The organism is Limnohabitans sp. Bal53 (assembly GCF_003063355.1).
Taxonomy (GTDB): domain Bacteria; phylum Pseudomonadota; class Gammaproteobacteria; order Burkholderiales; family Burkholderiaceae_C; genus Limnohabitans_A.
In genome coordinates this window covers 68,315-95,292 of the sequence record NZ_NESH01000001.1, presented here as the reverse complement: position 1 = coordinate 95,292, position 26,978 = coordinate 68,315, and the positions used below count along the sequence as shown (strand labels likewise).

Annotated in this window: 30 protein-coding genes; 12 read left to right on the top strand and 18 right to left on the bottom strand. The window is 60.1% G+C overall.

Going from position 1 to position 26,978, the window contains the following annotated elements; genetic code table 11:
• Positions 1 to 199: 199 nt before the first annotated feature.
• The 8 genes from B9Z50_RS00290 to B9Z50_RS00255 form a co-directional block, all read right to left on the bottom strand.
• Positions 200 to 1,510 carry a TolC family outer membrane protein gene (locus tag B9Z50_RS00290; RefSeq protein ID WP_108361728.1) on the bottom strand — a complete coding sequence of 437 codons (1,311 nt, stop codon included), beginning with the start codon at positions 1,508 to 1,510 and terminating at the stop codon, positions 200 to 202.
• 62 nt (positions 1,511 to 1,572) lie between these two features.
• Positions 1,573 to 1,902 (bottom strand): rhodanese-like domain-containing protein, encoded by a 330-nt coding sequence (locus B9Z50_RS00285; protein ID WP_108361727.1) that lies wholly within the window; start codon positions 1,900 to 1,902, stop codon positions 1,573 to 1,575.
• A 7-nt stretch (positions 1,903 to 1,909) separates the two neighbouring features.
• Positions 1,910 to 2,569: a protein-L-isoaspartate O-methyltransferase gene (locus B9Z50_RS00280; RefSeq protein ID WP_108361726.1), complete on the bottom strand. Its 660-nt coding sequence runs from the start codon at positions 2,567 to 2,569 to the stop codon at positions 1,910 to 1,912.
• A gap of 45 nt (positions 2,570 to 2,614) precedes the next feature.
• Positions 2,615 to 5,770, bottom strand: a complete 3,156-nt coding sequence (locus B9Z50_RS00275) for an efflux RND transporter permease subunit (protein WP_108361725.1) — start codon at positions 5,768 to 5,770, stop codon at positions 2,615 to 2,617.
• Positions 5,771 to 5,783: 13 nt separating this feature from the next.
• Positions 5,784 to 6,944 carry an efflux RND transporter periplasmic adaptor subunit gene (locus tag B9Z50_RS00270; RefSeq protein WP_108361724.1) on the bottom strand — a complete coding sequence of 387 codons (1,161 nt, stop codon included), beginning with the start codon at positions 6,942 to 6,944 and terminating at the stop codon, positions 5,784 to 5,786.
• Between the two features lie 30 nt (positions 6,945 to 6,974).
• Positions 6,975 to 7,625, bottom strand: coding sequence for a TetR/AcrR family transcriptional regulator (locus tag B9Z50_RS00265; protein ID WP_108361723.1), 651 nt, complete (start codon positions 7,623 to 7,625; stop codon positions 6,975 to 6,977).
• 60 nt (positions 7,626 to 7,685) lie between these two features.
• Positions 7,686 to 8,597 (bottom strand): sterol desaturase family protein, encoded by a 912-nt coding sequence (locus tag B9Z50_RS00260; RefSeq protein ID WP_108361722.1) that lies wholly within the window; start codon positions 8,595 to 8,597, stop codon positions 7,686 to 7,688.
• A gap of 81 nt (positions 8,598 to 8,678) precedes the next feature.
• Entirely contained in the window at positions 8,679 to 8,978 is a 300-nt protein-coding gene (locus tag B9Z50_RS00255; RefSeq protein ID WP_146183129.1) for a cysteine rich repeat-containing protein, read from the bottom strand.
• A gap of 200 nt (positions 8,979 to 9,178) precedes the next feature.
• On the opposite strand from B9Z50_RS00255, the gene B9Z50_RS00250 reads away from it, so the two are divergent.
• Positions 9,179 to 9,886 (top strand): response regulator transcription factor, encoded by a 708-nt coding sequence (locus B9Z50_RS00250; protein ID WP_108361720.1) that lies wholly within the window; start codon positions 9,179 to 9,181, stop codon positions 9,884 to 9,886.
• A gap of 2 nt (positions 9,887 to 9,888) precedes the next feature.
• Complete coding sequence (locus B9Z50_RS00245; RefSeq protein WP_108361719.1) at positions 9,889 to 11,181, top strand: ATP-binding protein; 1,293 nt, start codon at positions 9,889 to 9,891, stop codon at positions 11,179 to 11,181.
• Between the two features lie 193 nt (positions 11,182 to 11,374).
• Here the strand turns inward: B9Z50_RS00245 and B9Z50_RS00240 are convergent, their stop codons facing one another.
• A complete protein-coding gene (locus tag B9Z50_RS00240) occupies positions 11,375 to 12,001 on the bottom strand; it encodes a TetR/AcrR family transcriptional regulator (RefSeq protein WP_108361718.1) in 627 nt (208 codons plus the stop codon).
• A 47-nt stretch (positions 12,002 to 12,048) separates the two neighbouring features.
• On the opposite strand from B9Z50_RS00240, the gene B9Z50_RS00235 reads away from it, so the two are divergent.
• Complete coding sequence (locus B9Z50_RS00235) at positions 12,049 to 12,405, top strand: hypothetical protein (protein ID WP_108362460.1); 357 nt, start codon at positions 12,049 to 12,051, stop codon at positions 12,403 to 12,405.
• A 28-nt stretch (positions 12,406 to 12,433) separates the two neighbouring features.
• On the opposite strand, the gene B9Z50_RS00230 is transcribed toward B9Z50_RS00235, so the two are convergent.
• Complete coding sequence (locus B9Z50_RS00230) at positions 12,434 to 13,357, bottom strand: ketopantoate reductase family protein (RefSeq protein WP_108361717.1); 924 nt, start codon at positions 13,355 to 13,357, stop codon at positions 12,434 to 12,436.
• 17 nt (positions 13,358 to 13,374) lie between these two features.
• Entirely contained in the window at positions 13,375 to 13,923 is a 549-nt protein-coding gene (locus tag B9Z50_RS00225) for a peroxiredoxin-like family protein (RefSeq protein WP_108361716.1), read from the bottom strand.
• 106 nt (positions 13,924 to 14,029) lie between these two features.
• Between B9Z50_RS00225 and B9Z50_RS00220 the strand changes: the two genes are divergently transcribed.
• Positions 14,030 to 14,857, top strand: a complete 828-nt coding sequence (locus B9Z50_RS00220) for an AraC family transcriptional regulator (protein WP_108361715.1) — start codon at positions 14,030 to 14,032, stop codon at positions 14,855 to 14,857.
• A 245-nt stretch (positions 14,858 to 15,102) separates the two neighbouring features.
• Here the strand turns inward: B9Z50_RS00220 and B9Z50_RS17375 are convergent, their stop codons facing one another.
• Positions 15,103 to 15,333 (bottom strand): hypothetical protein, encoded by a 231-nt coding sequence (locus B9Z50_RS17375; protein WP_146183128.1) that lies wholly within the window; start codon positions 15,331 to 15,333, stop codon positions 15,103 to 15,105.
• Between the two features lie 193 nt (positions 15,334 to 15,526).
• Positions 15,527 to 16,714: an acyl-CoA dehydrogenase gene (locus B9Z50_RS00215; RefSeq protein WP_062403789.1), complete on the bottom strand. Its 1,188-nt coding sequence runs from the start codon at positions 16,712 to 16,714 to the stop codon at positions 15,527 to 15,529.
• Between the two features lie 100 nt (positions 16,715 to 16,814).
• On the opposite strand from B9Z50_RS00215, the gene B9Z50_RS00210 reads away from it, so the two are divergent.
• The 6 genes from B9Z50_RS00210 (at position 16,815) to ispF (ending at position 20,943) form a co-directional block, all read left to right on the top strand.
• Positions 16,815 to 17,705, top strand: a complete 891-nt coding sequence (locus B9Z50_RS00210) for a LysR family transcriptional regulator (protein ID WP_108361714.1) — start codon at positions 16,815 to 16,817, stop codon at positions 17,703 to 17,705.
• Positions 17,706 to 17,733: 28 nt separating this feature from the next.
• Positions 17,734 to 18,267 (top strand): peptide-methionine (S)-S-oxide reductase MsrA, encoded by a 534-nt coding sequence (gene msrA, locus B9Z50_RS00205; RefSeq protein ID WP_108361713.1) that lies wholly within the window; start codon positions 17,734 to 17,736, stop codon positions 18,265 to 18,267.
• 68 nt (positions 18,268 to 18,335) lie between these two features.
• A complete protein-coding gene (locus B9Z50_RS00200; protein ID WP_233249760.1) occupies positions 18,336 to 18,545 on the top strand; it encodes a hypothetical protein in 210 nt (69 codons plus the stop codon).
• 69 nt (positions 18,546 to 18,614) lie between these two features.
• Positions 18,615 to 19,562, top strand: a complete 948-nt coding sequence (locus B9Z50_RS00195; RefSeq protein WP_108361711.1) for an AEC family transporter — start codon at positions 18,615 to 18,617, stop codon at positions 19,560 to 19,562.
• A 176-nt stretch (positions 19,563 to 19,738) separates the two neighbouring features.
• Entirely contained in the window at positions 19,739 to 20,464 is a 726-nt protein-coding gene (gene ispD / locus B9Z50_RS00190; RefSeq protein WP_108361710.1) for a 2-C-methyl-D-erythritol 4-phosphate cytidylyltransferase, read from the top strand.
• A complete protein-coding gene (ispF, locus tag B9Z50_RS00185) occupies positions 20,461 to 20,943 on the top strand; it encodes a 2-C-methyl-D-erythritol 2,4-cyclodiphosphate synthase (RefSeq protein WP_108361709.1) in 483 nt (160 codons plus the stop codon). Before ispD ends, ispF begins: the two co-directional genes overlap by 4 nt.
• Before the next feature lie 25 nt (positions 20,944 to 20,968).
• Here ispF and mog read toward each other — a convergent pair whose 3' ends face one another.
• A complete protein-coding gene (gene mog / locus B9Z50_RS00180) occupies positions 20,969 to 21,565 on the bottom strand; it encodes a molybdopterin adenylyltransferase (RefSeq protein ID WP_108361708.1) in 597 nt (198 codons plus the stop codon).
• Entirely contained in the window at positions 21,558 to 22,217 is a 660-nt protein-coding gene (gene yjgA, locus B9Z50_RS00175; protein ID WP_108361707.1) for a ribosome biogenesis factor YjgA, read from the bottom strand. The genes mog and yjgA overlap by 8 nt, the downstream gene beginning before the upstream one ends.
• Before the next feature lie 22 nt (positions 22,218 to 22,239).
• Between yjgA and pmbA the strand changes: the two genes are divergently transcribed.
• Positions 22,240 to 23,730 (top strand): metalloprotease PmbA, encoded by a 1,491-nt coding sequence (gene pmbA, locus B9Z50_RS00170; protein WP_199221660.1) that lies wholly within the window; start codon positions 22,240 to 22,242, stop codon positions 23,728 to 23,730.
• Positions 23,731 to 23,743: 13 nt separating this feature from the next.
• Positions 23,744 to 24,634, top strand: coding sequence for a DMT family transporter (locus B9Z50_RS00165; RefSeq protein ID WP_108361706.1), 891 nt, complete (start codon positions 23,744 to 23,746; stop codon positions 24,632 to 24,634).
• Positions 24,635 to 24,722: 88 nt separating this feature from the next.
• Here B9Z50_RS00165 and B9Z50_RS00160 read toward each other — a convergent pair whose 3' ends face one another.
• From B9Z50_RS00160 to B9Z50_RS00150, 3 genes are all read right to left on the bottom strand, one after another.
• On the bottom strand, positions 24,723 to 25,169 hold the full coding sequence (locus B9Z50_RS00160) for a GatB/YqeY domain-containing protein (RefSeq protein WP_108361705.1): 447 nt from the start codon (positions 25,167 to 25,169) through the stop codon (positions 24,723 to 24,725).
• 110 nt (positions 25,170 to 25,279) lie between these two features.
• The gene (gene rpsU, locus B9Z50_RS00155; protein ID WP_019428257.1) at positions 25,280 to 25,492 is read right to left on the bottom strand and encodes a 30S ribosomal protein S21; all 213 of its coding nucleotides are present in this window, start codon (positions 25,490 to 25,492) and stop codon (positions 25,280 to 25,282) included.
• 154 nt (positions 25,493 to 25,646) lie between these two features.
• Positions 25,647 to 26,876, bottom strand: coding sequence for an NAD(P)/FAD-dependent oxidoreductase (locus B9Z50_RS00150; protein WP_108361704.1), 1,230 nt, complete (start codon positions 26,874 to 26,876; stop codon positions 25,647 to 25,649).
• Positions 26,877 to 26,978 lie beyond the last annotated feature (102 nt).

Sequence of the window (26,978 nt, the reverse complement as noted above, 5' to 3'; positions counted from 1 at the left end):
CATGATTTTTAGGTTAATTGTCGATTCTCCAGTTTGAAGAAAACCGCAATCAATCTGTACCAACCCTGTGAGTCATATAAGTCAATTGAGTGGTCGTCATAACTCACATTTGATTCTTAAGGAGTTTTGACGACGCTGTTCATTTCTAGGCGTTCACCATGTTATTTGAGTCCTAAAGAAATCATGATGGTAGGTGATTTTACTTCTGTAGGAGGAGGCTGATTTCCTTCAAATCTTCCGACTTTAAAACCCCTGCGGCCTGCTTCAGCCGCAACTGCCCCACCAACACATCGTGGCGGGCCTTGGCCAGGTCGCGCTTGGTTTGGAAGAGCTGGCTTTGGCTGTTGAGCACATCGATGTTGATGCGCACACCCACCTGGTAGCCCAGTTTATTGGCGTCCAAAGCGCTTTGGCTGGAGGCTTCGGCCGCCTGCAGGGCCTTGACTTGGCTCAGACCCGATTGCACGCCCAAGAAAGCGGCGCGGGTGGCTTGGGCCACGTTGCGCTGGGCTGCTTCGAGGTCACTTTGGGCCTTGTCTTGCAGAGCCACGGCTTCCTTGATGCGGTTTTGTGTGGCCTGGCCGGTGTACAGCGGCAGGTTGAAGGCCAAGCCAACGGTGGCGGCGTTGGTGTTGGGTTGAGATGTTGCGCCGTTGCGATAACGAGTCATGCCGTAACTGCCGGTCAGGTCGAGCGTGGGGCGCAGGGCGGCTTTGGCCTTGGTGATTTCAAGTTGGGCCACTTCCTGGGCAATGCGGGCCTGCGCCAGGTTGCCGTTGTCTTGGGCCGATTGCGCCACCCACGACTCGATGCTGCCGCTTTGCAGGCCATCCATGTTGACAGCGCTCAGCAGGGGTTTGGGGGTCACATTGCTCTTGCCCACGGTGTCGTCAAGGGCCAATTTTTTGATGCGCAGATCGTTGTCGGCGGCGATTTCCTGGGCAGTGACCAAGTCAAAGCGGGCCTGTGCTTCACGCGTGTCGGTGATGGTGGCGGTGCCCACTTCAAAGTTGCGCTTGGCGGCAGCGAGTTGTTCGGACACAGCCGATTTCTGGGCTTTGACGAAATTCAGGCCTTCCTGCGCCGTCAGCACGTCAAAGTAGGCCTGGCTTAGGCGCACGATGAGTTCTTGCTCGGCCACTTTCAGCTGGGCCTGCGCCAAGGCCACTTGCTTCATGCCTTGTTCGTAGCTGACCTGGTTGGCAGGGCGGTACAACGGCTGGCTTGCGCTGAACGTGACTGAGCGGGTCCCGAATTGGCTGTCTCTGTTGGTTGACTGATTCTCCAAATCGGTCTCAGAGAGGTTGGCCCCCAAACCCGCTGTAGGCCGCAGGAAGGCCTTGGCTTGCTCGGCCTTGGCCAGTGTGGCCTCGTGCTGCGCGCGTGCCGACTTGAAGTTGGCGTCGTGGCTTTTGGCCGCTTCGTAGAGCGTGGCCAAGCTCTGGGCTTGTGCGGTGCCTGCAAAGGCGGCCATCAAGGCCAAAGTCAGGGGCAAGGTGCGCAGTTTCATGGCGGGTCTTTTTAAAAAATATCGGGCCCATTGGGGGCCAAAAGCTGACTCAACAAACAGACTTAATAGACCGGAATGCTGGGGTCTACCTGGGCCGACCAGGCATGAATGCCCCCGGCCACATTGACCACCTCAAAGCCGTGCTGCATCAAGAAGTTGGCCACTTGCATGCTGCGCCCGCCGTGGTGGCAAAGGCAGGCAATCGGGCGGGTTTTGTCGAGTTCGTGCAGGCGCACCGGGATGGTTTGCATGGGCATGTGCAGCAGGTCCAAAGCCTCGGGCTTGGCGCTGGCGGTTTGCACTTCCCAGCCCTCACGCACATCGAGCAAGACGGGACGCTGGGCTTGTTGGCTGGCCCATTCAGCGATTTGGGCGGGATAGAGTTGCTGCATAGCGGTCTCAGAATTTGAAGCGGGAGGGCTGGGCAAAGCCGGACAAGCGGGCGGCGTTGCTGTCCCAAGGCTCGGTGGTGGTCCAGCTGTTGGTGCCGGTGCGGGTGATCAGCGTGGCGCGCATCATGGGCTCGTCGCCCACGATGGTGACCAAACGGCCTCCCACGCTCAGCTGCTGCAGCAAGGCGGCAGGCACTTCGGCGACCGAGCCGCTGATCACGATGGCGTCAAAAGTGCCGTCGGCGGCTGCGCCTTGGCTGCCATCGGCGCAGCGCACGACCGCGTTGCTGATGCCCGCTTTTTGCAGGTTAGCCTGGGCCTGGGCGGCCAAAGCCGGGTCAATCTCCAGGCTCAGCAAGCTGGCGGCTTGGTGGGCCAGCAAAGCGGCCATGAAGCCCGAGCCGGTGCCGATGTCGAGCACCTTGTCGGTTTTTTGCACGGCCAGGTCTTGCAACAAGCGGGCCTGCACGCGGGGGGCGAGCATGACCTGGTTGGGCGCAGCGCCCAGCGGGATTTCCATGTCCACAAAAGCCAGGGCCTTGTGCGCCAGGGGCACAAAGTCTTCGCGGCGCACGGTGGACAGCAGGGCCAGCACTTGCGGGTCCAGCACTTCCCAGGGACGAATTTGCTGCTCAATCATGTTGAAGCGGGCCTGGTTCAGATCCATGTTTTTCTTACTCCTGCGGGGGTCTTGGTCAAATATCCACTGATTTTAAGGGGCGCTGGTGTCATGGCCCGGACGGGCCGGGCCAAGGCCTGCTTTTGTGCGCAACCATTGGGCCAGATCGTCCATGTAGCAGTACACCACGGGCACCACCACCAGGGTCAGCAGCGAGGACGTGATGACCCCGCCAATGACCGCCTGGCCCATGGGGGCGCGTTGCTCGGCGCCCTCGGTCAGGGCAAAGGCCAGCGGCACCATGCCAAAAATCATGGCCAAGGTGGTCATTAAGATGGGGCGCAGCCGCACCTTGGCCGCCAGCAGCAAGGCCTCGCTGCGCTCCAGGCCGTCCTCTCGGGCGCGGATGGCAAAGTCCACCAGCAAAATGGCGTTTTTGGTCACTAAACCCATCAGCATGATCACGCCGATGATGGAGAACATCGACAAGGTGGAGCGGAAAGCCATCAGGGCCAGCACCACGCCGATCAAGGTCAGGGGCAGGGACGTCATGAGCGCCAAGGGCTGCAGGAAGCTCTTGAACTGGCTGGCCAAAATCATGTAGATGAAGATCACCGCCATGGCCAGGGCCGACAACGCATAGCCAAAGGACTCGGTCATGTTCTTGGTCGAGCCGCCAAAGCTGTAGCGGTAGCCCGGTGGCAGGTTCAGGCTGTCCATGGCTTTGCGCACATCAACCGAGACTTCGCCAGCCGAGCGCCCGAACACGTTGGCGTTGATGGCGACCTCACGCATCATGTCGCGCCGGTTGATTTGGTTGGAGCCCGTGGTTTCGCTGACCCGCGCCACCTGCCCCAAGCGAACGATGCGTGGGCTCCCATCGGCAGCGGGTGAGACCATGAAAGGCAGTCGTTCGAGGTCTTGCGGGCTGTTGCGGGCCTCGGGCGACAAGCGCACATTCACGTCGTAGGTCTGGTCGTCCGGGGCGCGCCAGTTGCCCACGGTTTGCCCGGCCACCAAGGTGCGCAGGGGCCCGGCCAGTTGCGCCGTGCCCAAGCCCAGGTCGGAGGCTGCGTCGCGCAGCACCTCGATACCAATGACGGGCTTGTTGGGTTTCACGCTGGAGTCCAGATCGACCAGTCCAGGGATGTCACGCACCTTGGCCAGCGCCAGCAGGGCTAAGCGCTCCAGCTCTTTTTGGTCTGGGCCTTGCAGCGAAAACTCCACTTGCTTGTTGCCGCCAATGGCGTCGAGCAAACCGGCGTGGGTGACCGCGATGCCGGGCACCTTTTTCAGGCGCTCGCGCAGCACGGCCGACATCTGGTCGGCATTGCGGTCGCGGTTTTTGCGGTCCACCAGACGTATGTACAGGTTGACGTTGTTCTTGCCTTGCGCATTGCCGGTGTTGATGGTGCTCAGGGTGTAGCGCACCTCGGGGAAGTCGCGCAAGATGGCCTCGACCTGGCGGGTTTTGGCCTCGGTGGCCTCGAGCGAGGTGCCCACCGGGGTTTCAAACTTGAGCGAAGTCTCGGAAAAGTCAGCCTTGGGAACGAACTCTGTGCCCAGCAAACGGACCATGAACACGCTGGCCACAAAAATGCTCAGCGCCAGAAAGACGGTGGATTTTTTGTGCACCAACGCCCAGCGCAAGATGCCTTGGTAGCCATTGGCCAAGCGTTCCGTGCCCCGGTCAAACCAACCGGTCACGCGGCCAATGGTTTTGTCGTACCAGTTGGCGGGTGCTTGGTTTTTGCCGTGCGCGTCGATGGCCGGGTCATGCCAGATGCTCGAGAGCATCGGGTCGAGCGTGAAGCTCACAAACATCGAGATCAACACGGCCGCCACGATGGTGATGCCGAACTCGTGGAAAAACTTGCCGATGACCCCTTCCATGAAGCCGATGGGCAAAAACACCGCCACGATGGACAAGGTGGTGGCCAGCACGGCCAGGCCAATTTCTTGTGTGCCCTCCATCGATGCGCGGTAGGCGTTTTTGCCCATTTGCACATGGCGCACGATGTTCTCGCGCACCACAATCGCGTCGTCGATCAAGAGGCCCACACACAAACTCAGTGCCATCAGCGTGATCATGTTGATGGTAAAGCCGAACATTTGCATGAACATGAAGGTGCCGATCAGAGAGATCGGCAGCGTCAGGCCTGTGATGACGGTGGAGCGCCATGAGTTGAGGAACAAAAACACGATCAGCACCGTGAGGATGGCCCCCTCGATCAGGGTCTGGCGCACGTTGTTCACCGACACGCGGATGGGCCGCGAGCCGTCGGTGATGGGTTCGAGTTTGACGCCCGGCGGCAGCTGGCCCTGCAACTCGGTCACGGCCTTGATCAGGCCTTCAACCACCTGGATGGTGTTTTCGTCTTGCGACTTTTGCACCGACATCAAGAGGGTGCGCTGGCCGTTGTAAAGCGCCAGGTTCTCCAGCTCCTGCGCCCCGTCTTGCACCGTGGCCACTTGGGACAGGCGAATCGGGGTGCCATTTTTGCGCGCCACGATGATGCGGCCAAAGTCTTCGGGCCGCTCCATGCGGGAGCTGATTTGCACGATGCGCTCTTGTTGGAGCGAGCGGATCGCGCCCACGGGCAGGTCCTGGTTTTCATTGCGCACAGCGCTCACCACCTGGTCGGCCGTGACGCCCAGCGCCTCCATGTTGGCCGGTTGCAGGTACAGGTTGATCTCGCGCTTGCTGCCGCCCACCAAACTGACCGAGCCCACGCCACGCACGTTTTCCAGGCGCTTTTTGAGCACCTGTTCGGACCAGTTGGTCAGCTCCACCGCATTGAGTTGATTGCCCTCGGGGATGACGGCCAGCGACCACACGGCGCGGCTGGACGGGTCAAAACGCAGTACGCGAGGCTCTTTGACTTCGGAGCGCAGCAGGGGGCGCAGCGAGGCGACTTTTTCGCGCACATCTTCGGCCGCCTTGCGGCCATCGATTTGGAGCTGGAACTCCATGACCACAACCGACTGGTTTTCATAGCTGCGCGAGGTCAGGGTGCTGATGCCGGCAATCGAGTTGACGCCTTCCTCGATTTTTTTGGAGACTTCGCTCTCGACGATTTCAGGCGAGGCCCCGGGGTATTCGGTGGTGATGACCACCACCGGAAAATCGATGTTGGGGAACTGGTCGACTTTGAGGCGCTGGAAAGAGAAGATGCCCAGCACCACCAGGGCCAACATGACCATGGTGGCAAAAACCGGGTTTTGCAGACTGACGCGGGTGAACCACATGTTGAGGGTTCCCTTATGGCTTGGTGGAAATGGCGTTGGCCGCAGCGGCCGGGCTGGCCGGGGTCGTGAACTTCACGAGCACCCCTTCGCGCACCGCACCTACGCTGCCTGAAAGCACTTGTGCGCCCTCAGAGACGCCGGTCACCGCCACCAGGCTTTCCTGATCGCCCTCGCTGCGCACATCGGTTCGCACCGTGATGTGCGCCACTTTGCCGTCTTGCACCACCTGCACGTAGGGCTGGGGTTTGTCGGTGCGCACACTGGTCACAGGCACGGCCAGCACCTGCACGCTTTGTGTGCCCAGGCTGCCCTGGGCAAACTGGCCTTGACGCAAGCCCTCGCGGCCTTTGACGCCCAAGTAGACCAAGATGCTGCGGCTGCCCATTTGGGCGCTGGGGTTGATGCGCAGGACTTTGGCTGAGACCGGTGCGTCCACACCTTCGACCTGCAGCTGCGCGGTCATCCCCACCCGCACGCGGCCGGCGTCTTCGGCCGGCAGGGCTGCTTCGAGCTCCAGTTCCGAGAGGTTGATGACTTCGACCAAGCGGGCCTCGATGGCCACCCGCTCACCCGGCTGGGCCAGGCGCTGAGCCACCACGCCCGACAGGGGCGATCGCAGCGTGGCATCGCCCAGCGATTTGTTGGCCAGGTCCAGCGCGGCCAGCGCGGCCGCGTGTGTGGCCTTGGCTCCATTCAAGCTGGCCTGCGAGGTGAGCAGGGCGGTTTGTGAGATGAAGCCCTGGTTGACCAGTGCCTGGTTGTTGTCAAACTGTCGCTGTGCAATGTCCACCTGGGCTTTGGCCGCATCGGCTTGCTGCTGCGCCTGGCGCACGCGCGCCTGGTATTCGGTGGGGTCGATGCGGGCGATGACTTGTCCAGCCTGCACACGATCGCCTTCGCGCACGCTCAGCTCTTGCAATTCACCGGCCACACGGGCTTTGACAATGGCGCTTTGGGTCGCCTTGAGTGCACCCGAGACCGCGATGCCCAGGCTCAGGGTCTGTGTGCGAGCGCTGAACACGTCAGAGGCGGCAAGCTCGATGCTGGGCTCCACGGCGGCAGTGGGGACTTGGGGTGTTTGGGCTGCTTGCCGCTGGCCGATCCAGCGGGCACCGCCTGCCAGAAGTGCGGCCACGGCCACGGCCGAGAGGATCCAGAGGGTTGATTTTTTCATAGCGATAGGTGGCAAAAACAAAAGGAGTCGTTAGTCGCTGGACCGTGAAAGGCCTTTGATCAGCAATTGGGCGTGTTGTGAGATGAAGGCTTCTGGGGCAATTTGTTCGTGGCTGGGACAGCATGGGCCCATGGAGTGTTTCCACATCACCAAAAAGATCAATGGAGCCATGAAGGAGTGCATGGCCAATTCCACGTTGACCGCGCGAAATTCGCCCTGGTTGATGCCTTTTTGCAAGGCATTTCGCAACAATGCATGGCCTGGCTCGATGACTTCGGTGCGATAAAACTGTGCCAATTCCGGGAAATTGCTGGCCTCGCTCATGATCAGCTTGGATATGCCCGAGGCTTTGGTGTCGCCATAACGGTGCCACCACTGCACCATCATCCATTCCAACAGAGCACCCGTGGTGCCCTGAAAATTTGCGATTTCGGCGGCACCTTGAGCCACCGGCTCGACCACGCTGGCTCGTACCACGGCCTTGAACAGGTCTTCTTTGCTGGGGTAGTACAAAAACAAGGTGCCCTTGGACACGCCTGCCCGAGCAGCCACCTCTTCCACGCGGGTCGCGGCATAACCTTTTTCTACAAACAGGTCCAAAGCCGCCTCGAGCAGTTCACCCGGGCGGTCTTGTTTGCGGCGTTCGCGTTTGTGGGGGGGGAAAGTCTCGGTCGTGTTCACAGGTTATTTAATGACTGACTGGTTAGTAATATACGACCTGAGTCATTCTTCGTCAAGGCGTTAACGCACCTTAGCCCTGTCTTGTTTCAGCTTAAAGTCGTCGCGCGCTGACGGTGGTGCGAACAACGCCCGGTAAACGTCGCCAGTACTTCTTGCGTCGAGCAGATCACGCGCCAGATTGATCCATTCGTGAAAGGCAATAAACAGTGGGTTGCTCGTCCGTAAAGGTGTGGTGAGCCCATAGGTCGGCGGAAGTTCGACCCGCTCTTGCACAAAGCTGCCAAAGATCCTGTCGAAAATAATCACGACACCCCCATAGTTGCAATCAAGGTACTCCGGGTTGCTGCCATGGTGCACCCGGTGGTGAGACGGCGTGTTAAACACCCATTCAAACCAGGGCACCAGCTTGGGAATCCAGGTCGTGTGCAGCCAGAATTGATACAAGAGGTTTACGGCCAGCGCGGCTGAAACCGACAGTGGGGTGAAGCCAAGCCATACCAGCGGCGCAAAGAACAGTGTGGTGCCGGTAATCTTGCCGGTCCATCCCAAGCGCACAGCTGTCGCCAATGTCAACTGGTTGGGGGAGTGGTGCACCGCGTGGGTTGCCCAGAACCATCGCACACGGTGTGCGCTGCGGTGGTACCAGTAGTAGCAAAATTCAACTCCGATGAACAGGAGTCCAAAAGCCCATGCGCTGTCCATCGTGATGGTGAACAGTCGATGGGTGTAGATCCAGTCCAACAGCGGAATGGCAATGATGAGACCTGCTCCGGCGGCAAAAGTGTTGATCAATTGCCGGCCGACGGCGTCGAACATCGACGCGGCAAACGCCCTCCAATCGTAGGCGCCGTGAGTCTTGCGTGAGAGTACGACTCCTTCGATTACGGCGATGGCAAACATGGCGAATAGGAGTGCTGCTATCCAAGGTCTCAACTCGGCGGGTACAAGATGGTGCAGTGCTGTGGGATCCATGGTTATCAACTTTCTGTCATTGCGCGGCAAACGCCGCTGTGCTTTTCATGTCGCTCATGTTCACTGCGTCGCATGGCAGACTCACTTTCCAGATTCATTACAGGCCCTCTTGGTATCGGCCCCACAAACTTCCAACTTCTCGATCTGGGTCGAGCAGCCCGGGGTCAGGCTGGCTTTCTTTTCCCGCAGGCAGATTGCCATGCGCCCACCGCCTGGCATCACGCCAGCACAGTGCTTGCTGGCATCCTCACGGCAGGCTTGCATCGCTGCCCTTTGCTCCTTGGTTGGGATCTGCGCGTGCACGTTGGTTGTCAGGGTCAGCGCAGTGAGCAAGATCAACGATGTGACGAAAAGACCTGGGGGTCTGGCAAGTCGATTCACTTTTTGATTCCTTGGTTGTTGTGTTTCATGGTTCTCGAAGGTCAGCCATCGGCCCACTTGTGCATCGAGAAATCCATGCCTGCATTAGAAGGCTGATGTAGGCGCGTGATGCCTACATTGCAAGACGAATTGCTACAAATCTGTAGCAATTGCAAAAACGCCAGTGGCCCACTTGGGGAGGCCTAGTAGACTGAGACACTATGTCTACAGATCAACCAATGATCCTCATCGTCGACGACGACGCTGAACTTGCTGCCATGTTGGTGATGCTCCTCTCGCGTGAGGGTTGGTTGACGCGCACGGCACTTTCCGCAGCAGCTGCAGAGAGCGCGTTGCGCCTGCAACTGCCTGCAATCGTGCTGCTCGACGCCATGCTGCCAGACGGGAACGGATTCGACCTTGCACGCCGTTGGCGCAGCGCGCACCCAACTCTTGGGATCGTCATGCTGACCGCTCGAGGAGATCCTCTTGACCGTGTTCTTGGACTTGAAATCGGTGCGGATGATTACCTTCCAAAACCGTTCGAGCCACGCGAACTTGTAGCGCGCTTGCGCGCTCTGCTGCGCCGCGCTGCATCCAGCCGTATCGAACCCGAAACACTCCGCTTCTCGGGTTTGTCGATGGACCTTGTTAAACGCGAGGTCACCGTTGGCACCCGCGTCGTTGCGCTCACCAGCATCGAGTTCAAACTGCTGTTGTCCCTGGCCAAACAGCCAGGGAAACCCCTTTCAAGAGACGAACTTTCTGAGGCAGTGCAATGGGGCGGTTATCAACCACAGGAACGAACAGTCGACGTGCAAATTGCCCGACTTCGGCGCAAGCTGCGTGAAGCGAGTCCTGGCGCGGAGTGGATCGACACGTTGCGCGGCGAAGGCTACGTATTCGTGCCGCGTGGAGGCGTTTCCTGACCATGCGATCACAAAGTTTGTTCGTCAGCATGCTGTTGGCCCAGGGACTCCTGGCGGTTGCGCTGACAGTCATGCTCGCTGTGATCTTTTACGGCGAACGCAATACCACCGTTGCGCAACTGGTGGCCACGGTTTGGTCGCCCACTTTGAAGCTGCTGGATCAGGGGGCACCGTTCGATGTTGTCATGGCCCGTGCTCCAGGCGCCATACAAATTCGAACGACACGTCCAGACGGCGTGATCAAAGCCACAGGCATGGCGCCCCGGCTTGGCATGGTTCGAGAGCAGTTGCTCAAGCAAGGCATTCCGATACGTGGTGCGATGTTGGGGCTCACAGAGGAGTCTTCGACTACAACAACCATGGTGTGGCTGGAGTTGCAGCCGCGCGATGGCAACGAGCGCTGGATAGGGTTTGACAGCGGCTGGGTGGAGACACAACTGGGCGAGCGGGTTCTGCTGGCCGTGTCACTTATTGTTGGCTTTGCCATCTTGGCCAGCGCCCTCGTTGCGCGTCGGCTTGCGAAACCACTGGAGTCGCTTCGGACACGGATCGCCGCCGATGACAGTTCGGGGGAGGCCATGCCGAACGCCACCACCGAGATTCTGGCCATCGATGAGGCCTGGCGTCAGCTTAGACGCAGTCTTGAACGTCAAGAACGTGAACGCGCATTGCTGCTGGCGGGTGTCTCACACGACCTCCGTAGCCCTCTTGGCCGCATTCGCATGGCGGCAGAGCTGCTGCCCGAATTGGATGCCGTGGCGTCGGGACGTGAAGCCATCGTGCGCAATACGATGTTGGCCGACAGATTGGTGGGTAATTTCCTCGACCATGTGCGCAGCGGCGAGTTGCCGATGGATGAAGTTGTTGACCTCTGCGCCGTTGCGCGCCGTGTTGCGGACCAACAGAACCGTTCAAAGACCGACCTGGTGATTGATGCGCCGACCACTTTGCAGGTGCCAAACGCCAACGCCAGTTTGCTTGAGCGGGCGATCAGCAACTTGCTCGAGAATGCCTTTGCCCATGGCCTGCCGCCTGTGCACCTGCGTGTGATGCAGCAGGGTGGTGAGGTTGTCATTGAGGTACAGGATCAAGGGTTTGGAATTGCGCCAGATCAGGAGATTTTTTTGTTTCAGGCATTCGCCAGATCAGACTCCAGCCGACAACGCCCCGGGCTAGGGCTTGGATTGGCGGTTGTGCAGCGGGTGGCTGAACGCATGGGGGGCAAGGTAGGCTTCAGCCGTTCTGCTGATGGATCCGCGAACATCGTTTGCATGCGCTGGCCCATCAACTTGTGATGGCGTCAGCGCTATTGAGACGCTGTTTTGCTAAAACCACCTGACCGAGTCAGTTCCCCAAAATGCTGATTGCACAAAGACTTATGTGATTTCGCTTTAATCCCTGTTGCCGCACTGGCACCAAAAAGTCAGGAACTTTTGCGTGAACCCCTGTTTCATGAGGGGGCGATAGATGGGGATTCGAACGTCATTTTCAGGCCTCTGCGCCGGTGAGCAAAGAGGAGACGGCGCGGTCTATAGCTTCGACGTTGGTATTGTCCGTGATGCCAATCGCGCTGAGCGTGGCCCAGCCGTGACAAAAAGCAAGGATCTGGTGTGCGACGACCGAGGCGTGCTGGGCTTGATCAGGCCCTGTAGGCAAAGCGTTGGCGACCGCTTCGATTAAATGTTGTAGGGTGGCCATGGCCTGGTCCTGGCTCTCCTTGGGTGGCTTGAAGTCAGCGCTGTGGCCGCCAAGCATGAGTGCGTAGTGTTGCGGATACTCGGCAGCGATGTGCAGGTACGCACGACATAGCTGCTGTACCCGCTGGTCAGCAGGCAATGACAACGGAACAGCGCGCTGTGCAGCCGCCAGAACCTCAAACCCTTCGTCAAACAGGGCTTGCAACAAACCATTCTTGCCTTGGAAGCGGCTGTAGACCTGCATGGTTGTGCAGCCTGCGGCCTCTGCAATTCGGCGCAGCGACAAACCAGGCAGACCACTGGTCATGAGGATCTCTCGTGCAGCACGGAGCAACGCAGCAGACGTATCGTCCCCTGACGCAGGCAATGGCTGCGGCGTTGAACTGTCAGATCTTTGGGCTGCTGTTGCTTTTTCCATAACGCTGTTATCATCCGCTCATAACGGTGTTATGGAAAGGGTTTGACATGAAAAAAATGATGCAGCTTTCACTGATCATCAATATTTTGGTGCTCACCCCCGTGTGCTTGAGCTTGTGGCTGAATGCCCCCTGGGTACCGAATGGCTGGGGAGAATTCAGTCCGGCCCGGGGTATCTTGCTCTCCATCTATACAGCCATCCTGGTTGTCTCGCTTGGACTGCTTTGGAGACAAGAGCCCATGGCTATAGCGTCCTTGCTCTTGGTTCAGGTGATCTACAAGATCACAACGCCATTGACCGTTGGCTCTCTGGAAAATCCTGTAGTCATCAGTAACTTGCTTGTTGCTGCGGTACACGTGTCAACTTTACGGCTTATTGTGCGAAAGCTGCGTAAAAGTCACTGATACCCATGAGTTGTGAAATGCCGGTTCCTTAGGGTTTGGATGTTGCTCGCATGGCTTGGATTTCCATATTCGTGTGCGCCACTTCCAAGAGCGGTGTTGGGCAGGCCAGACTGTGGCCTTTGCGAATCATGGCACCAAGGATGTGATCGTGCTCGGTCCGTTGGCCATCCAATAAATCTCTCAGCATGGACGAAGTGAACGATGATCCAGAGGCGGTCAGCATTTCGACCGCTTTGGCGGCGGCTTCGGCACCGATGGTGTGGCCACAGGCGTGGGCTACACGGCAGCATTCCTCGAACATCTGCACCGTTGTCGCCTTGCCATAGGGCGTTGTCACGATGTCTCCGACCGAGCCACGACAAAGAGTGGTCATGCCCGCCAGTGTGGTCAGAAAGACCCACTTGTCCCAAAGCACCTGTTCAATGTCGTCAGCCAGGACGCTGTCGAAGGGGGCCTTCCTGCACAGCTCGATGAAGTCAGCAGCGACATCTTGATGTGAAGGGTGTCGGGCCCCGACGGTCAGCCGGTGCATCTCGGTCAGTTGACGGATGGCGCCCTCGGGCGTGATCGTCGCCGCGATATGGGCCACGCCACCCATGACGCGCTCCTGACCCAGCATTGCATCCAGTGTGTCCAGATGATCCCGTCCGTTCAAAAATGGCAGAACAATACCTTTGCCCAACGCGCCTTTTAATGACTGCAAGGCGTCGTGGAGGTCGTAGGACTTGGGCGCCAGCAGAATCAGGTCGTATTCGGGCTGGACGTCTTTTGCAGTGATGGTCCGTGGCAGCACCACAAAGGCACCCTGCGGGGTTTCCACCCGAAGCCCTTGGGCATCGATGAGTGCTTTGCGTTGGTCTCGCACCAGGTAGGTGACGTTCGCGCCAGCCCGGATCAGGTGGGCGCCGAAATAACCGCCAATGCCGCCAGCGCCGAGGATCAGGATGTTCATGGTGAACTCTCTTTCGTTCAAAGTGCGCCGGTGTATTCGCCGCGTGCGGGGTAGTCCTTGGCCACTGCAAAGTCAATGGCCCCCAGCAGGTCCTGGAATTGCGGACGTGCGAAGGGCATGGTCTGCGTGGAACCATAGTAGAGGGTTCCGTCAGGACGAACAATGAAGACGCCCGGTTCACTGAACAGTGCAGGCTCTTCAATGCCAATAGAGGTCAGGCCACGGGAGGCACTGATGTACAGGCCCCACTGGCGGGCGCTTTGCAGGCTGAGTTCGTAGCCCACACGCAGGTGCTCCGCTTTGATCTTGTCAGCCATCGCCTGGGCGCGCTCGGCGTTGTCGCTGCTGACGGCAACCACCTGCACACCGCGTTTTTCAAATTCGGGCATCAGGCGTTCGAGTTCCATCAGGTATTTGGCGCAGATGGGGCAGTGCAGACCACGGTAAAAGACGACCAGATCAAATGTTGGGGCAGGTGCGGCACCCAGCACGTAACGATCTCCTCCGACCAGAGGTATGTTGAGGGCGGGGACTGGCTGGCGCGGGGTCAAGGCGAGGGTGCTCATGTAAATTCCTTTCGGGTGGGTGCCGTCTCGTTGTAAGGCGGCATGGATGCAAGTATGAAGTATGATCTGCAACATTAAATTCAATTAAATTTGCAATTCGTTCAAAATGACCGATTCCAAACTCGATCGACTGTCGGCCCTGCTGGAGGGCTTGGCGCCCGTGGTGACAATGCGCTTGTCACAGCAAGGGCGGCTGGAGGGGGCGCTGCGGCCTGAGAACGACAGCGCATTGCAACTGCTGTTTCTGACCCGTGGGCTAGCCGAGCTGGAGGTCGGGGGGGCGTCTGAGCGCATAGAGGCACCGGCCTTGGTGGCGGTCCGGGCCTGTCAGCCCTTTGTCCTGCATCAATTCAGTTCCGATGACCCCCATCGCCTGATCGCAGCCCATGTGCAGCTGACGGGCCCGGTCGCCACCCTTTTTCTGGAGGAGTTCGACCAGCCGCGAACGGTATGCCTGGCGCATGAGGAGCCGGCACTGCGTCTGGCCGTGGCGATGATCGAATCCGAATTGAATGCACCGCGTTGCGGACAACCTGCATTGCTCAACCGTGCAGGCGACATCCTCTTTATCGGGCTGCTTCGGCACCTGGTGGCCAACCCCGTCGTCCAAGGCGCGGGCTTGTTCAATGGCCTGGCCGATCCCCGCATTGCCCGCGCGCTTGTAGCGATGCACCAGCGTCCGTCGTTTGGATGGGACCTGGAGCTTCTGGCTCAGGAAGCGGGCATGTCCCGAACAGCCTTCGCCACCAAATTCCACGAAACGATGCGGCGTCCACCCGGAAAATACTTGGCCGCCATTCGTTTGGCGATTGCCCAACGAGCAGTAGATTTGGGTAAGGGGCTCAAAGAGGCGGCCAGGGTCGCAGGGTATGAGAACAGCTCGGCGCTGTCTCGTGCTTTGACGAAGGCCAGGCTGCAGTCGGCCTTGAATTGATGGCGAAATGGTCGATCCCAGGTCCCATCAAAAATCGATGCATCCAGACCTGATCAGTTGGGTGGGTGATGGGTGCCGACCTGCCAGGTGAAGTGTCTTGAAACCTTCAATTTTCTATCGCGGCCGACGGGCTGTTGATCTGATGACTTTGTCTCGGTCAGCGCCATGACCGACGCTTGAAGAAAGTGGCCTTAGATGAGAGCTTCAGCGCGATTGAAAAGCTGTTTTGCTCAGAACCACCTTGCTCAGCACCACTTGGCTGAGCGGCTCTGAGAAATTTCAAGCAGGTCGATGCCTTGCGCGATTTCGCCGTTGCATTCGGCGCCGTACAGCCGCGAACAGGTCTGGCGCATTTGCGCAGATCCATGTTTTACACGAGGTTCGAGGACGGGCAGAAAATTTAAGTTCTGCCATCGTGAGTTCAGCCAACTCCCATTGGCATCAACCTTTTCATCAAGGTTTGAGTTGAAGTTCAAGCTAAGTCCGCACGGACGATGAACTCTAAGTCGGGTGCAGTTCATGCAGTCAATCGGTTGACGTGATTTGGTACGCCCATGACACCGAAAATTGCTCGCATCCAGTTTTCAGTGACGGTGAAGTTGAACCAGCGCCTGACCATAAAAAAGGGCTGCCATTTGGCAGCCCCTCTTCTTGAAGCTATCAAAAAAATCAATTTGAGAAAGCAGGAATCCCGGTGATCGCGCGGCCCAAGATCAGGGCGTGCACGTCGTGTGTGCCTTCGTAGGTGTTGACCACTTCCAGGTTCACCAGGTGGCGGGCCACGCCGTATTCGGCGCTGATGCCGTTGCCGCCCATCATGTCGCGCGCCATGCGGGCGATGTCCAAAGCCTTGCCGCAGCTGTTGCGCTTGAGGATGGAGGTCAGGTCCACCGATGCGGTGCCTTCGTCCTTCATGCGGCCCAAGCGCAGGCAGCCTTGCAGGCCCAGGCTGATCTCGGTCAGCATGTCGGCCAATTTTTTCTGGATCAGCTGGTTGGCGGCCAAGGGGCGGCCGAATTGCTGGCGGTCCATCACGTACTGGCGGGCGCGGGCGTAGCAGTCTTCGGCAGCGCCCAAGGCGCCCCAGGCGATGCCGTAGCGGGCGCTGTTCAGGCAGGTGAACGGGCCTTTCAAGCCGCGCACTTCAGGGAAAGCGTTTTCTTCGGGGCAGAACACCTCGTCCATGACGATCTCGCCGGTGATCGAGGCACGCAGGCCGACCTTGCCATGCACGGCGGGGGCGCTCAGGCCTTTCCAGCCTTTTTCCAAAATGAAGCCGCGGATCTGGCCGCCGTCGTCTTTGGCCCAGACCACGAACACGTCGGCAATCGGGCTGTTGGTGATCCACATTTTGGCGCCGCTGATGCTGTAGCCACCGTCCACCTTTTTGGCGCGGGTGATCATGCTGCCGGGGTCAGAGCCGTGGTTGGGTTCGGTCAGGCCAAAGCAGCCGATCCACTCGCCACGCGCCAGCTTGGGCAGGTATTTTTGCTTTTGGGCTTCAGACCCAAAGTCGTTGATGGGCAACATCACCAAAGAAGACTGCACGCTCATCATGGAGCGGTAGCCCGAGTCCACACGTTCGACCTCGCGTGCGACCAGGCCGTAGCAGACGTAATTGAGGCCAGCGCCGCCGTATTGCTCGGGGATGGTGGCGCCCAAAAGTCCCAGCTCGCCCATCTCGCGGAAGATGGCCACGTCGGTGGTCTCGTTCAAGAAAGCGTCTTTCACGCGGGGCAGCAGGCGCTCCTGGCAGTAGGCGCGGGCGGCTTCTTGCACCTGACGCTCGTCGTCGGTCAGTTGCGCGCTGAGGTTGAAGGGGTCTTCCCAGCTGAAGGTGTTTTTGGTGGTGGCCATGTTGGGTGTCTCCGTGAAAAAATCTTGTAGTCGATTGTCAGGTGGTGATGAATAGTTGTCTAATATTGATTGGCTATACATCAATACATTATTTTAATTCATGGAATTTCGTCACCTGCGCTATTTCCTGATGCTGGCCGAAGAGCTGCACTTTGGCCGCGCCGCCCAGCGCCTGTCCATTTCTCAGCCGCCGCTCAGCCTGAACATTCAGCAGCTCGAAGCCTCGGTGGGGGCGCAGCTGTTCACCCGCAACAGCCGGGGCGTGCAGCTCACCGCGGCGGGTCAGGCTTTTGTGCCTGCCGCTCGGGCCTTGCTGGCGCAGGCCAGCGCCGCAGCGCGTGAGGCGCGAGATGTGGCCGAGGGCCAGTCGGGCCAGCTGCACATCGGTTTTGCCGGCACCATGTTGTATTGCGGCCTGCCCCAAATCCTCAGTCGCTTTCAGGCCAGCCACCCGAGATTGCGCTTGGTGCTGCGTGAACTCAGCTCGTCTGAGCAGCTGTCCGAGTTGCTGCGGGACCGCTTGGATGTGGGCTTTGTGCACACGCCCCGGGTACCGCTGGGTTTTGAGCAAATTCTGGTGGCCAGCCAGCCCTTGGTGGCGTGTTTGCCCGCCAGCCACCCTTTGGCGGGGGCGGCCAGTGTGGCTCTGGCCGAACTGGCTGGGCAAGACCTGGTGGTGGTGTCGCGCACCGTGTCGCCCGATTACCACGAACGCATCGTGATGCTGTGCGAGCAGGCCGGCTGGATGCCGCAGGTGGTGCACGAGTTGCGCCATTGGCTGAGCGTGGTGTCCCTGGTATCACAAGGCTTGGGCGTGGCGCTGGTGCCGCAGGCCTTGCAGCAGTCGGCGCTGGCGGGCGCGGTGTTTGTGCCGCTGCGTGAGGTCGATGCCCGCTATGACACGCGCTGCCTGTGGCGCAGCGACCGAGACCAGACGGCGCTGGGGGACTTTGTGCAGGCCGTGCAAAGCGGTCTACTGCCCCACGGATAATTCAAACCCTCTCCAACAAGGAACCCATATGACCCAAACCCTGGTTTTAGGCGGCGGCTGCTTTTGGTGCACCGAGGCGGTGTACGTCAAAGTGCGCGGTGTGACCGATGTCGAGTCGGGCTACTGCAACGGCCAGACCTTGGCCCCTACGTATGAGCAAGTCTGCACCGGCCGCACAGGCCACAACGAAGTGGTCAAACTCGAATACGACCCGGCCCAGGTCAGCACCCGCGAGCTGCTGGAAATCTTGTTTGTGATCCATGACCCCACCACCTTGAACCGCCAGGGCAACGACGTGGGCACCCAATACCGCAGCGGTATTTACTTCACCACCCCTGAGCAAGCCGAAGAAGCCCGCGCCCTGATCGCCGAGCTGACTGCTGCCCGCGCCTTTGGTCAACCCATCGTGACCGAGGTGTTGGCCCTTGACAATTACAGCGCGGCCGAGGACTACCATCAGGACTTTTTTGAGCGCAACCCCTACCAGGGCTACTGCATGGCGGTGGCAGCGCCCAAGGTGGCCAAGTTCAAGAAAACGTTTACCCGGCTGGTACGCGACTGAGCCGTTGTCCACCCCACTGTTGAACATCGAGGAAACCCATGAGCCGCATTGCTTTTTTCATCTTCGCCATGAGCTTGTCCTGGGCTGCTCTGGCCCAGCACAGCAAAAAAGAAGTCGAGCAAGACATTGCTCGCCACCGCGCCATGGCCGAGGCCCATGAGGCGGCGGCCAAATGCCTGGAGTCCGGCAAAAAAACCGAACAGTGCACCAAAGAGCTGCAAACGGCTTGCAAGGGTTTGGCGTTGGGCAAGTACTGCGGCATGAAACACGTCCATTGAAGTGGGTGCCTGTGCCCGAGGTGACCCGGGTCAGCCAGCGGCCAGTGCGTTGCGCCTACCATCGCCTTCATGAATTTTGACCACCCCGTTTTGTCGTCGCTCCTGCCCGTGGTCTTGCTGATCGGGGTGGGTTTTGTGGCTGGGCGTGCCCGGCTGGTGCGGCCCGAGTCGGTGCGAGATCTGTCCAATTTGGTCTTTTTGGTGCTGACGCAGGCGCTGCTGTTTCGCACCATGAGTTCGGTCCACTTAGAGCGCCTGGACCTGCGCCCGGTGTTCCAATATTTTTTGGTCGCAGCGGTGCTGTTTTTTGCCATGGTGATGGCCAACGGCCGCGACTCGCGGGCCTCGGTGCTGGCGCTGGCCGGCATCTTCAGCAACACCTTGATGATCGGCGTGCCGTTGATTGGCCTGGCCTATGGGCAGGCGGGGCAGGTCTTGCTGTTCACCCTCATTTCTTTGCATGCGCTGGTGCTGCTGACCTTGGCCACTGTGGTGCTGGAGCTGCAAATGGCCCGCGAACAAGCCGCGGCCACGGGCCGCCAAGGCCAGCTCTGGCGCACTGTGGGGCAGGCGATTCGCAGCGCCGTGCTGCACCCAGTGCCCTTGCCCATTTTGATCGGCCTGCTGTACGCACAAACCGGTTGGGGCTTGCACCCTGTGGTAGACAAACCCCTGCAACTGCTGGGCAGCGCATTTGGCCCCATCGCTTTGGTGTTGGTGGGCATCACGCTGTCGCAAACCCCCATGGGCAAAAACCTTGGTGCGGCCGTGCGGCTGTCCTTGGTCAAGACGGTGCTGCATCCGGTGCTGATGCTCGCTGTGGGCTGGGCCTTGGGGCTGCGCGGGCTGGCCTTGTCGGTGATGGTGGTGGCGGCTGCTTTGCCGATTGGGGCCAATGTGTTTTTGTTTTCGCAGCGCTATCAAAAGGAAGAGGACGCGGTGACTGCCTCGATTGCGCTGTCCACTTTGTTTTCGATGTTCAGCATCTCTGCCCTCATGATGCTGCCCACCTGGTAGGGCAACCGAGCGTTCTGCAGGCATGAAGGTCGACAGCACCCCGTCGCATCGCTGTTGGCGCCAGTGCATGGGCGTGTGCCCAACCATGGGTCATGGAACGGGAGCCTTTCACGCGCTGCCATCAGTGGGTTGAGGTTCAGCCGAGGCCGCCCAGTGCAGTCCTACAATCACTTCCCATGTCTTCCTCCCCAAATTTTGCACAGTGTCACGTGCTGGTGCCCTGTGCTGGCACGGGCAGCCGCGCAGGCACAGCACAACCCAAACAGTACCAAGATGTGGCGGGCCAACCCATGGTCATGCACACCTTGCAGGCTCTGGCGCGTGTGGCGCAGTTGGCCAGTGGCTGGGTGATCCTGTCGCCGGGCGATGAATTTTCATGGCCCCAAGCCACGTGGCCTGCGCATTTCAGACGTGAGGCTTGTGGTGGCGCAACCCGCGCCGAGAGTGTGTTCAATGGCCTGAGCGCCATGTTGCACTCGGGTGTGGCGGCTAACGATTGGGTGCTGGTGCAAGACGCAGCGCGTTGCCTGATCACGCCCGAGGCAGTTTCGGCTTTGATCAAGGCTTGTCAGGATGACCCGGTGGGCGGCTTGTTGGCTTTGCCGTTGCCTGACACTTTGAAGTCACACACACTGGAGAGCCACAATGCCCGCGTGGCCAGTACCGTGCCGCGTGAGGACAAATGGCTGGCCCAAACCCCGCAAATGTTTCGTTTGGGGGCTTTGCATGCCGCTTTGGCAGATGCAGCGGCGACAGCTTTTGCAGGCATTACCGACGAGTCGAGCGCCATGGAGCGCCTGGGCTTGTCACCGCGTCTGGTGACCGGCTCGGCCCAGAATTTGAAAGTCACTTACCCGGCCGACTTCGCGTTTGCCGAGGCGGTTTTGAAAGGCAGAACATGAACATCCGCATCGGCGAAGGCTGGGACGTGCACCCCCTGGTGCCCGGACGCAAGCTGATTTTGGGCGGCGTGGAGATCGTGCACAGCGCAGGCCTGCTCGGGCACTCTGACGCCGATGTGCTGCTGCATGCCATCACCGATGCGGTGCTGGGGGCGGCGGGCTTGGGTGACATTGGCCGGCATTTCCCGGACACCGATGCGCAGTTCAAGGGCGCCAATTCTTCCGTTTTGTTGCAAGAAGCCATGCGCCGCGTGCGCGCCCTTGGCTGGGAGCTGGTGAATGTGGACAGCACCATCGTGGCCCAAGCGCCCAAACTGGCCCCGCACATGGCGGCCATCAACGCAGGCGTGGCCCAGGCGCTGGGCGTGTCGCTGAATCAGGTGAACGTGAAGGCCAAGACTGCAGAAAAGCTGGGGCCTGTGGGCATGGGCCAGAGCATGGAGGCGCGGGCGGTGGCCTTGCTGCACAAACCCGCTTGAGGGCTTGGCGGGCCAGGGCCTCAATTCAACGGGCTGGTCGGATCGCGGTTTTGGGGCGAAAGGCCTTGCAGATCTCGTCCTGGGTTTCCATGTAGGGTCCGCCAATCAAATCCACGCAATAGGGCACGGCCGCAAAAATACCGTGCACCACGGATTTGCCGTCAGCGTCTTTCAGGCCTTCAAGCGTTTCGGCAATCGATTTGGGCTGCCCGGGCAGGTTGATGATCAGGCTTTGGCCTCGGATGACGGCCACTTGGCGCGACAAGATGGCCGTGGGTACAAATTTCAGGCTGATCTGGCGCATTTGCTCGCCAAAACCGGGCATTTCCTTGTCGGCCACGGCCAGTGTGGCCTCGGGTGTCACGTCGCGCAGGGCAGGACCCGTGCCACCCGTGGTCAGCACCAGGCTGCAGCCGGCATCCACCAACTCGATCAGCGTGGCGCTGATGCGGTCTTTTTCGTCGGGGATCAGGCGCGGCTCAAAAGTGATCGGGTTGTGCAGTGCCCGGGTCAACCAGTCCTGCAGTGCAGGCAGGCCTTTGTCTTCGTAAACGCCGGTGCTGGCGCGGTCGCTGATGGACACGATGCCGATCTTGACCGGGTCAAACTGGGATTCACTCATCTTCGGCTTCCTCGTCGGGTGTTTCATCGCTTTGGCCGTCTGTCAGCACGCTGCGCAACAGCTTGAACAGCTCGCGGTAAGCGCGGCCTTGGCGCGGCGCCAGGCCTTGCGAGACGGCCGTGTTGGTCACAGGTACCGCGTCCTTTCGGGCTTGGCGTACCAGGGCACGCAGCTGTTGGATGTCGGTTTGTGGGTAGTGCGCAATCCACTCACCCACAGCGGCGTCGTCGGCAATCAGGCGGTCGCGCCAGGCTTCGGCCAGGTGCAGGGCTTGGGTGTCTTTGGCGCTGCCCAGGCGCTGGATGTCGAGGGCTTCGCGCACGGCTTGCAGGGTTTCGGGGCTGAGCAGGCGCATTTGCTTGCCGATGAACTGCATCTGGCGGCGTTTGCCTTCGAAGTTGGTGATGCGCTTGGCTTCGGCCAGGCCTTCGACCAATTTGTCCGGCAGGGCCAGACCCTCCATCAGGTCGCGGCGCAGGGTCAACAAGGCTGTGCCCAGTTCTTGCAGTTCGGTGCTTTCGCGCTTGAGTTCGGTGCGGCTGGGGCCGTCCAAGCCGCCTTTGAGCTCACGCTTGTACTCCAGGTCCAGCTCGCTGCCTTCGGCAACAAACTGACCGCGTACGAAATAGCCTTTTTTGGGTTTACGGGACATGACTGGGGGAACTCGTTTTCAGATGCAGCGCTGGGGCTGGGTGGCAAGTATCATAGCGGCCACTGCGGGCCCAGCGCCCGCCATTTTTTTTGAGAACACTTCCGTGAAAAGTTCCGTGAAAAAAAACGCCCCTGCCACCGCATCCCACGCGCATGCCCACGACGGCTTCAGTTATTCGCGTGACCATTTTGAAGAGCTGGTCGACATCGCCTTGCACCACGCCAAAAAGCTCGGTGCCACCAATGCGGGGGCCGAAGCGTCTGAAGGTTGCGGCCTGTCGGTCAGCGTGCGCAAGGGCGAGCTGGAAAACGTGGAGCGCAACCGCGACAAGTCGCTGGGCGTGACGGTGTACGTGGATCACCGCCGTGGCAATGCCAGCACTTCGGACTTTTCCAAGGCGGCGATTGAGCGCACGGTGCAAGCGGCTTATGACATCGCCCGCTTCACCGCCGAAGACCCGACTGCCGGTTTGCCTGACGAGGCCGACATCGAAACGAACCACCGCGATCTGGATTTGTTCCACCCCTGGGCCATCAACAGCGAAGAAGCCGCCAAGCTGGCTTTGCAGTGTGAAGCTGCTGCGCTCAAAACCAGCCGCCGCATCACCAACAGCGACGGTGCGGCCGTGTCGGCCCAGCAAAGCCATTTTTTCAGCGCCCACACACACGGCTTTCGCGGCGGCTATGCCAGCTCGCGCCACAGCATTTCGGTGGCCCCCATTGCCAAGTTGCCGGGCCGCAATGCCGAGATGCAGCGCGACGCTTGGTACACCTCGATGCGCTCGGCCGACGAGATGGCCTCACCCGAGGCCGTGGGGCGTTATGCCGCCGAACGCGCCTTGTCGCGGCTGGGGGCTCGCAAAATCCCGACGACCGAGTGCCCGGTGCTGTTTGAGTCGCCCGTGGCAGCCGGCCTCTTGGGCGGTTTTGTGCAGGCCGTGAGCGGTGGGGCGCTGTACCGCAAGAGCAGCTTCTTGCTGGACTCGCTGGGCAAAAAGGTGTTCCCTAAGCACATCGACATTGAGGAAGATCCCTTTGTGTTGCGCGGCAAAGGCAGCTCGCCGTTTGACGACGAGGGCGTGCGCTCCGTTCGCCGAAATGTGGTCAAGGGCGGCCGGGTTGAGGGCTACTTCCTCTCCAGCTACTCAGCCCGCAAACTGGGCATGAAGACCACCGGCAACTCGGGTGGTTCACACAACCTGACACTGACCTCGCGCCTCACGCAGTCCACCGACGACCTGGACGCCATGCTGCAAAAGCTGGGCACGGGCCTGTTCGTGATCGAGCTGATGGGGCAGGGCGTGAACTACGTGACGGGTGACTACTCACGCGGCGCCAGCGGCTTTTGGGTGGAGAACGGCCAGATCGCCTACCCGGTGCACGAGATCACCATCGCGGGTAACCTGAAGGACATGTTCATGGGCATCGAAGCCGTGGGCTCGGACACCTACAACATGGGCGCCAAAACTACTGGCTCTATTTTGGTCAACCGCATGAAACTGGCGGGCAGTTAAGGCCGGCTGCGCTGTGCAGGCTGAACTTTTGGCGGCGCTGGCCGCCTTGTCGTGGGCAGTGGGCAGTTTGTTTTCAGCTGCGGCTTCCAGCCAGATGGGGGCCTTTGCCTTCACCCGCTGGCGCTTGTTTTTTGCGCTGACTTTGCTGTGGGCGCTGGCGCTGTTCACCGGGCAGTGGCGCAGCCTAGATGCCTCTAGCGTGGCCCTGCTGGCCTTGTCCGGCTTGATTGGCATCTTCATCGGCGACACCGCGCTGTTTGCCTGCATGAACCGGTTGGGGCCGCGCCGCAGCGGTGTGCTGTTTGCCACACACGCCATTTTTTCCACCTTGCTCGCTTGGTTGTTTCTGGGCGAAACCCTCTGGGGCTGGACCTTGGTGGGGGGTGGTTTGCTGGTTTCGGGTGTGATGGTGGCGATTGTTTGGGGCCGGCGTGAGAGCGAAACCCATGCCTGGGAAATCACCCAAGGTTCATTGATGACGGGCGTTTTGTTAGGCCTGCTGGCCGCGGTCTGTCAGTCGGTGGCCACCTTGATGATCAAGCCCCTGATGGCTTCGGGCGTGGACGCGGTGGCGGCGTCTGCCGTACGCACCACCGCCAGCTTTTTGGCGCACCTGGCGCTGCTGTGGGCTGGTGCGCAGGTGGCGCGGGTGCAGAACCCGCTGAGCGCCAAAACCCTGTTCAACACCTGGGCCAGCGCGGCGGTGGCCATGGCGCTGGGCATGACCTTGATCTTGCAGGCGCTGCACACCGGGCAAGCCAATTTGGTGGGCATTTTCTCGTCGCTCACCCCCATCTTGTTGTTGCCTCTGCTGTGGGGGGTGTACCGCCGCCGCCCGGCCTGGGGGGCCTGGGGCGGGGCGGTGATGGCAGTGGCTGGGGCGGCGCTGATTATGCAGGCCTGAAAAACACTAGGCCTTGCAGGCGCGCTCAGCTCTTGGCCTTGCAGGCGCGCTCACCTCTAGACCTTGTAGGAGCGGTCTCCGACCGCGATCATCCCGCCAGCGCAGCCTTCACCGCAGCAGACACCTGGCCCATGTCGGCCTTGCCAGCCAACTGGGCTTTGACAGCACCCATCACTTTGCCCATGTCGCCAGGACCCTTGGCACCCAGGTCCGCCACGATGGCCTGCACGGCCGCAGTGACTTCCTCGGCCGACATGCGCGCGGGCAGGTAAGCCAGCAGCACAGCCATTTCGGCTTTTTCCTTGTCGGCCAAGTCTTGGCGGGCGGCTTGCTCAAAGGCGGCGATCGAGTCCTTGCGCTGTTTGATCAGCTTGTCCACGATGGCCACCACGGCCACGTCATCCAATTCGATGCGCTCGTCCACTTCCTTTTGCTTCATGGCCGACAGCAGCAAGCGGATGGTGCCCAGACGCTCGGCGTCTTTGGCGCGCATCGCGGTTTTCATGTCTTCGGTGATCTGTTCTTTCAGGCTCATGAGAGGCTCCTGGTGGTGTTAGAAATGGAGAGGCATAAACAACAAAGCCCGCCTGAGCGTCCTCCAGCGGGCTTGTTTGCAGGCCTTGTGAGGCCGTACAAATCAGAAGATCAATACATCTTCTTGGGCAGCTGCATGCTGCGCACGCGCTTGTAGTGACGCTTGACGGCAGCCGACTTCTTGCGCTTGCGCTCAGTGGTGGGCTTTTCGTAGAACTCGCGGGCACGCAGGTCGGTCAGCAGGCCGAGTTTTTCGATGGTGCGCTTGAAGCGACGCAGGGCAACGTCAAACGGCTCGTTTTCTTTCACGCGGATGGTGGTCATTGAATCAAAGTTTCCAAAAAATGTGCCGGCTGCGCAAGCAAGGGAGATCGGGCCCTTGAAAGCCAGTTCCGGCGGTTCCCCGTCACGAACTAGTATTTGGCAGACGGGGGTTTGCCAGCAAAGCCTGAGATTATAGCCCCGAATCCAGAGGGATTCAGTGGCACGCCTGACGCTCGACCAGAGCGCCAGCGCACGCATGCGCGCTGGCCCAGGCCCATTGGAAGTTGTAGCCGCCCAGCCAGCCGGTCACGTCGATCACCTCGCCAATGAAGTACAGCCCGGGCTGTTTGGATTCCATGGTTTGTGAGGACACATCGCGCGTGTCCACGCCGCCCAGAGTGACCTCGGCTTTTTTGTAGCCTTCGCTGCCATTGGGTATCAGCTGCCACTTGGACAGGGACTCGGCCAGTTTGTTCAGGGCCTTGTCGGGCACCTCGGCGGCCGTACGCTGCAAGGCCGAGTCCTGGCTGACCCAGGCTTCGGCCAGGCGACTGGGCACCAGAGTGGCCAATTCGTTGCCCAGCATTTTTTTGGAGCGCAGCTTGGCCTCTTGCAGGCGCTCGGGCAAGTTCACCTCCGGGGCCAGGTTCAGGCGAATCGGCGTGCCTTCTTGCCAATAGCTGGAGATTTGCAACACACCCGGCCCTGACAAGCCCCGGTGGGTGAACAGCAGGTCTTCGTCAAAGTGCATGCGGCTTTTTTTCTCGCCCGTCTCAATGCTCACTGGCAGCGCGAGCCCTGCCAAATGGGCGTAAGGAGCCCAAGCTTCGCCGTCAAAGGTCAGGGGCACCAGGCCGGGGCGGCGCTCCACCAGGCGCAGCCCAAACTGGCTGGCGATGCGGTAGCCCCAGTCGCTGGCGCCGATTTTGGGGATGGACAAACCGCCTGTGGCCACCACCAGCGAAGTGGCTTGCACGGTGCCATCGCTGGTGTCCAGGGTGTAGCGGGTGTGGTTGTCAGTGGGCGCTTCAACCGATTTCACGCTGCAGCCCGTGCGGATTTCGACGCCGCCGGCCGCGCATTCGGCCAGCAGCATGCGGATGATGTCTTCAGCCGAATGGTCGCAAAATAGCTGGCCTTTGTGTTTTTCGTGAAATGGGATGCCGTGCTTTTGCACCAGGTCGATGAAGTCTTGCGGTGTGTAGCGCGACAAGGCCGAGCGGCAAAAGTGCGGGTTCTGGCTGATGAAGTGCTTTTGTGGGGCCGAGGCGTCAAGCAGTCGGTTGGTGAAGTTGCAGCGCCCGCCCCCTGAGATGCGGATTTTTTCGGCGATTTTGTCGCTGTGGTCGATGACCAGCACCTTCAGCCCGCGCTGGCCCGCCAAGCCCGCGCAAAACAAACCGGCTGCCCCGGCACCCACGATCACCACATCCCATGTATTCATGGGGCCAGAGTGTAGTGGGCGCAGCCCCCCCCGAAGGGCGTTCGGCTGGCGCGCTGTCAGTCGTTCAAGACTTCATGACGCCTTTGAGGATGTCCAGGCCTT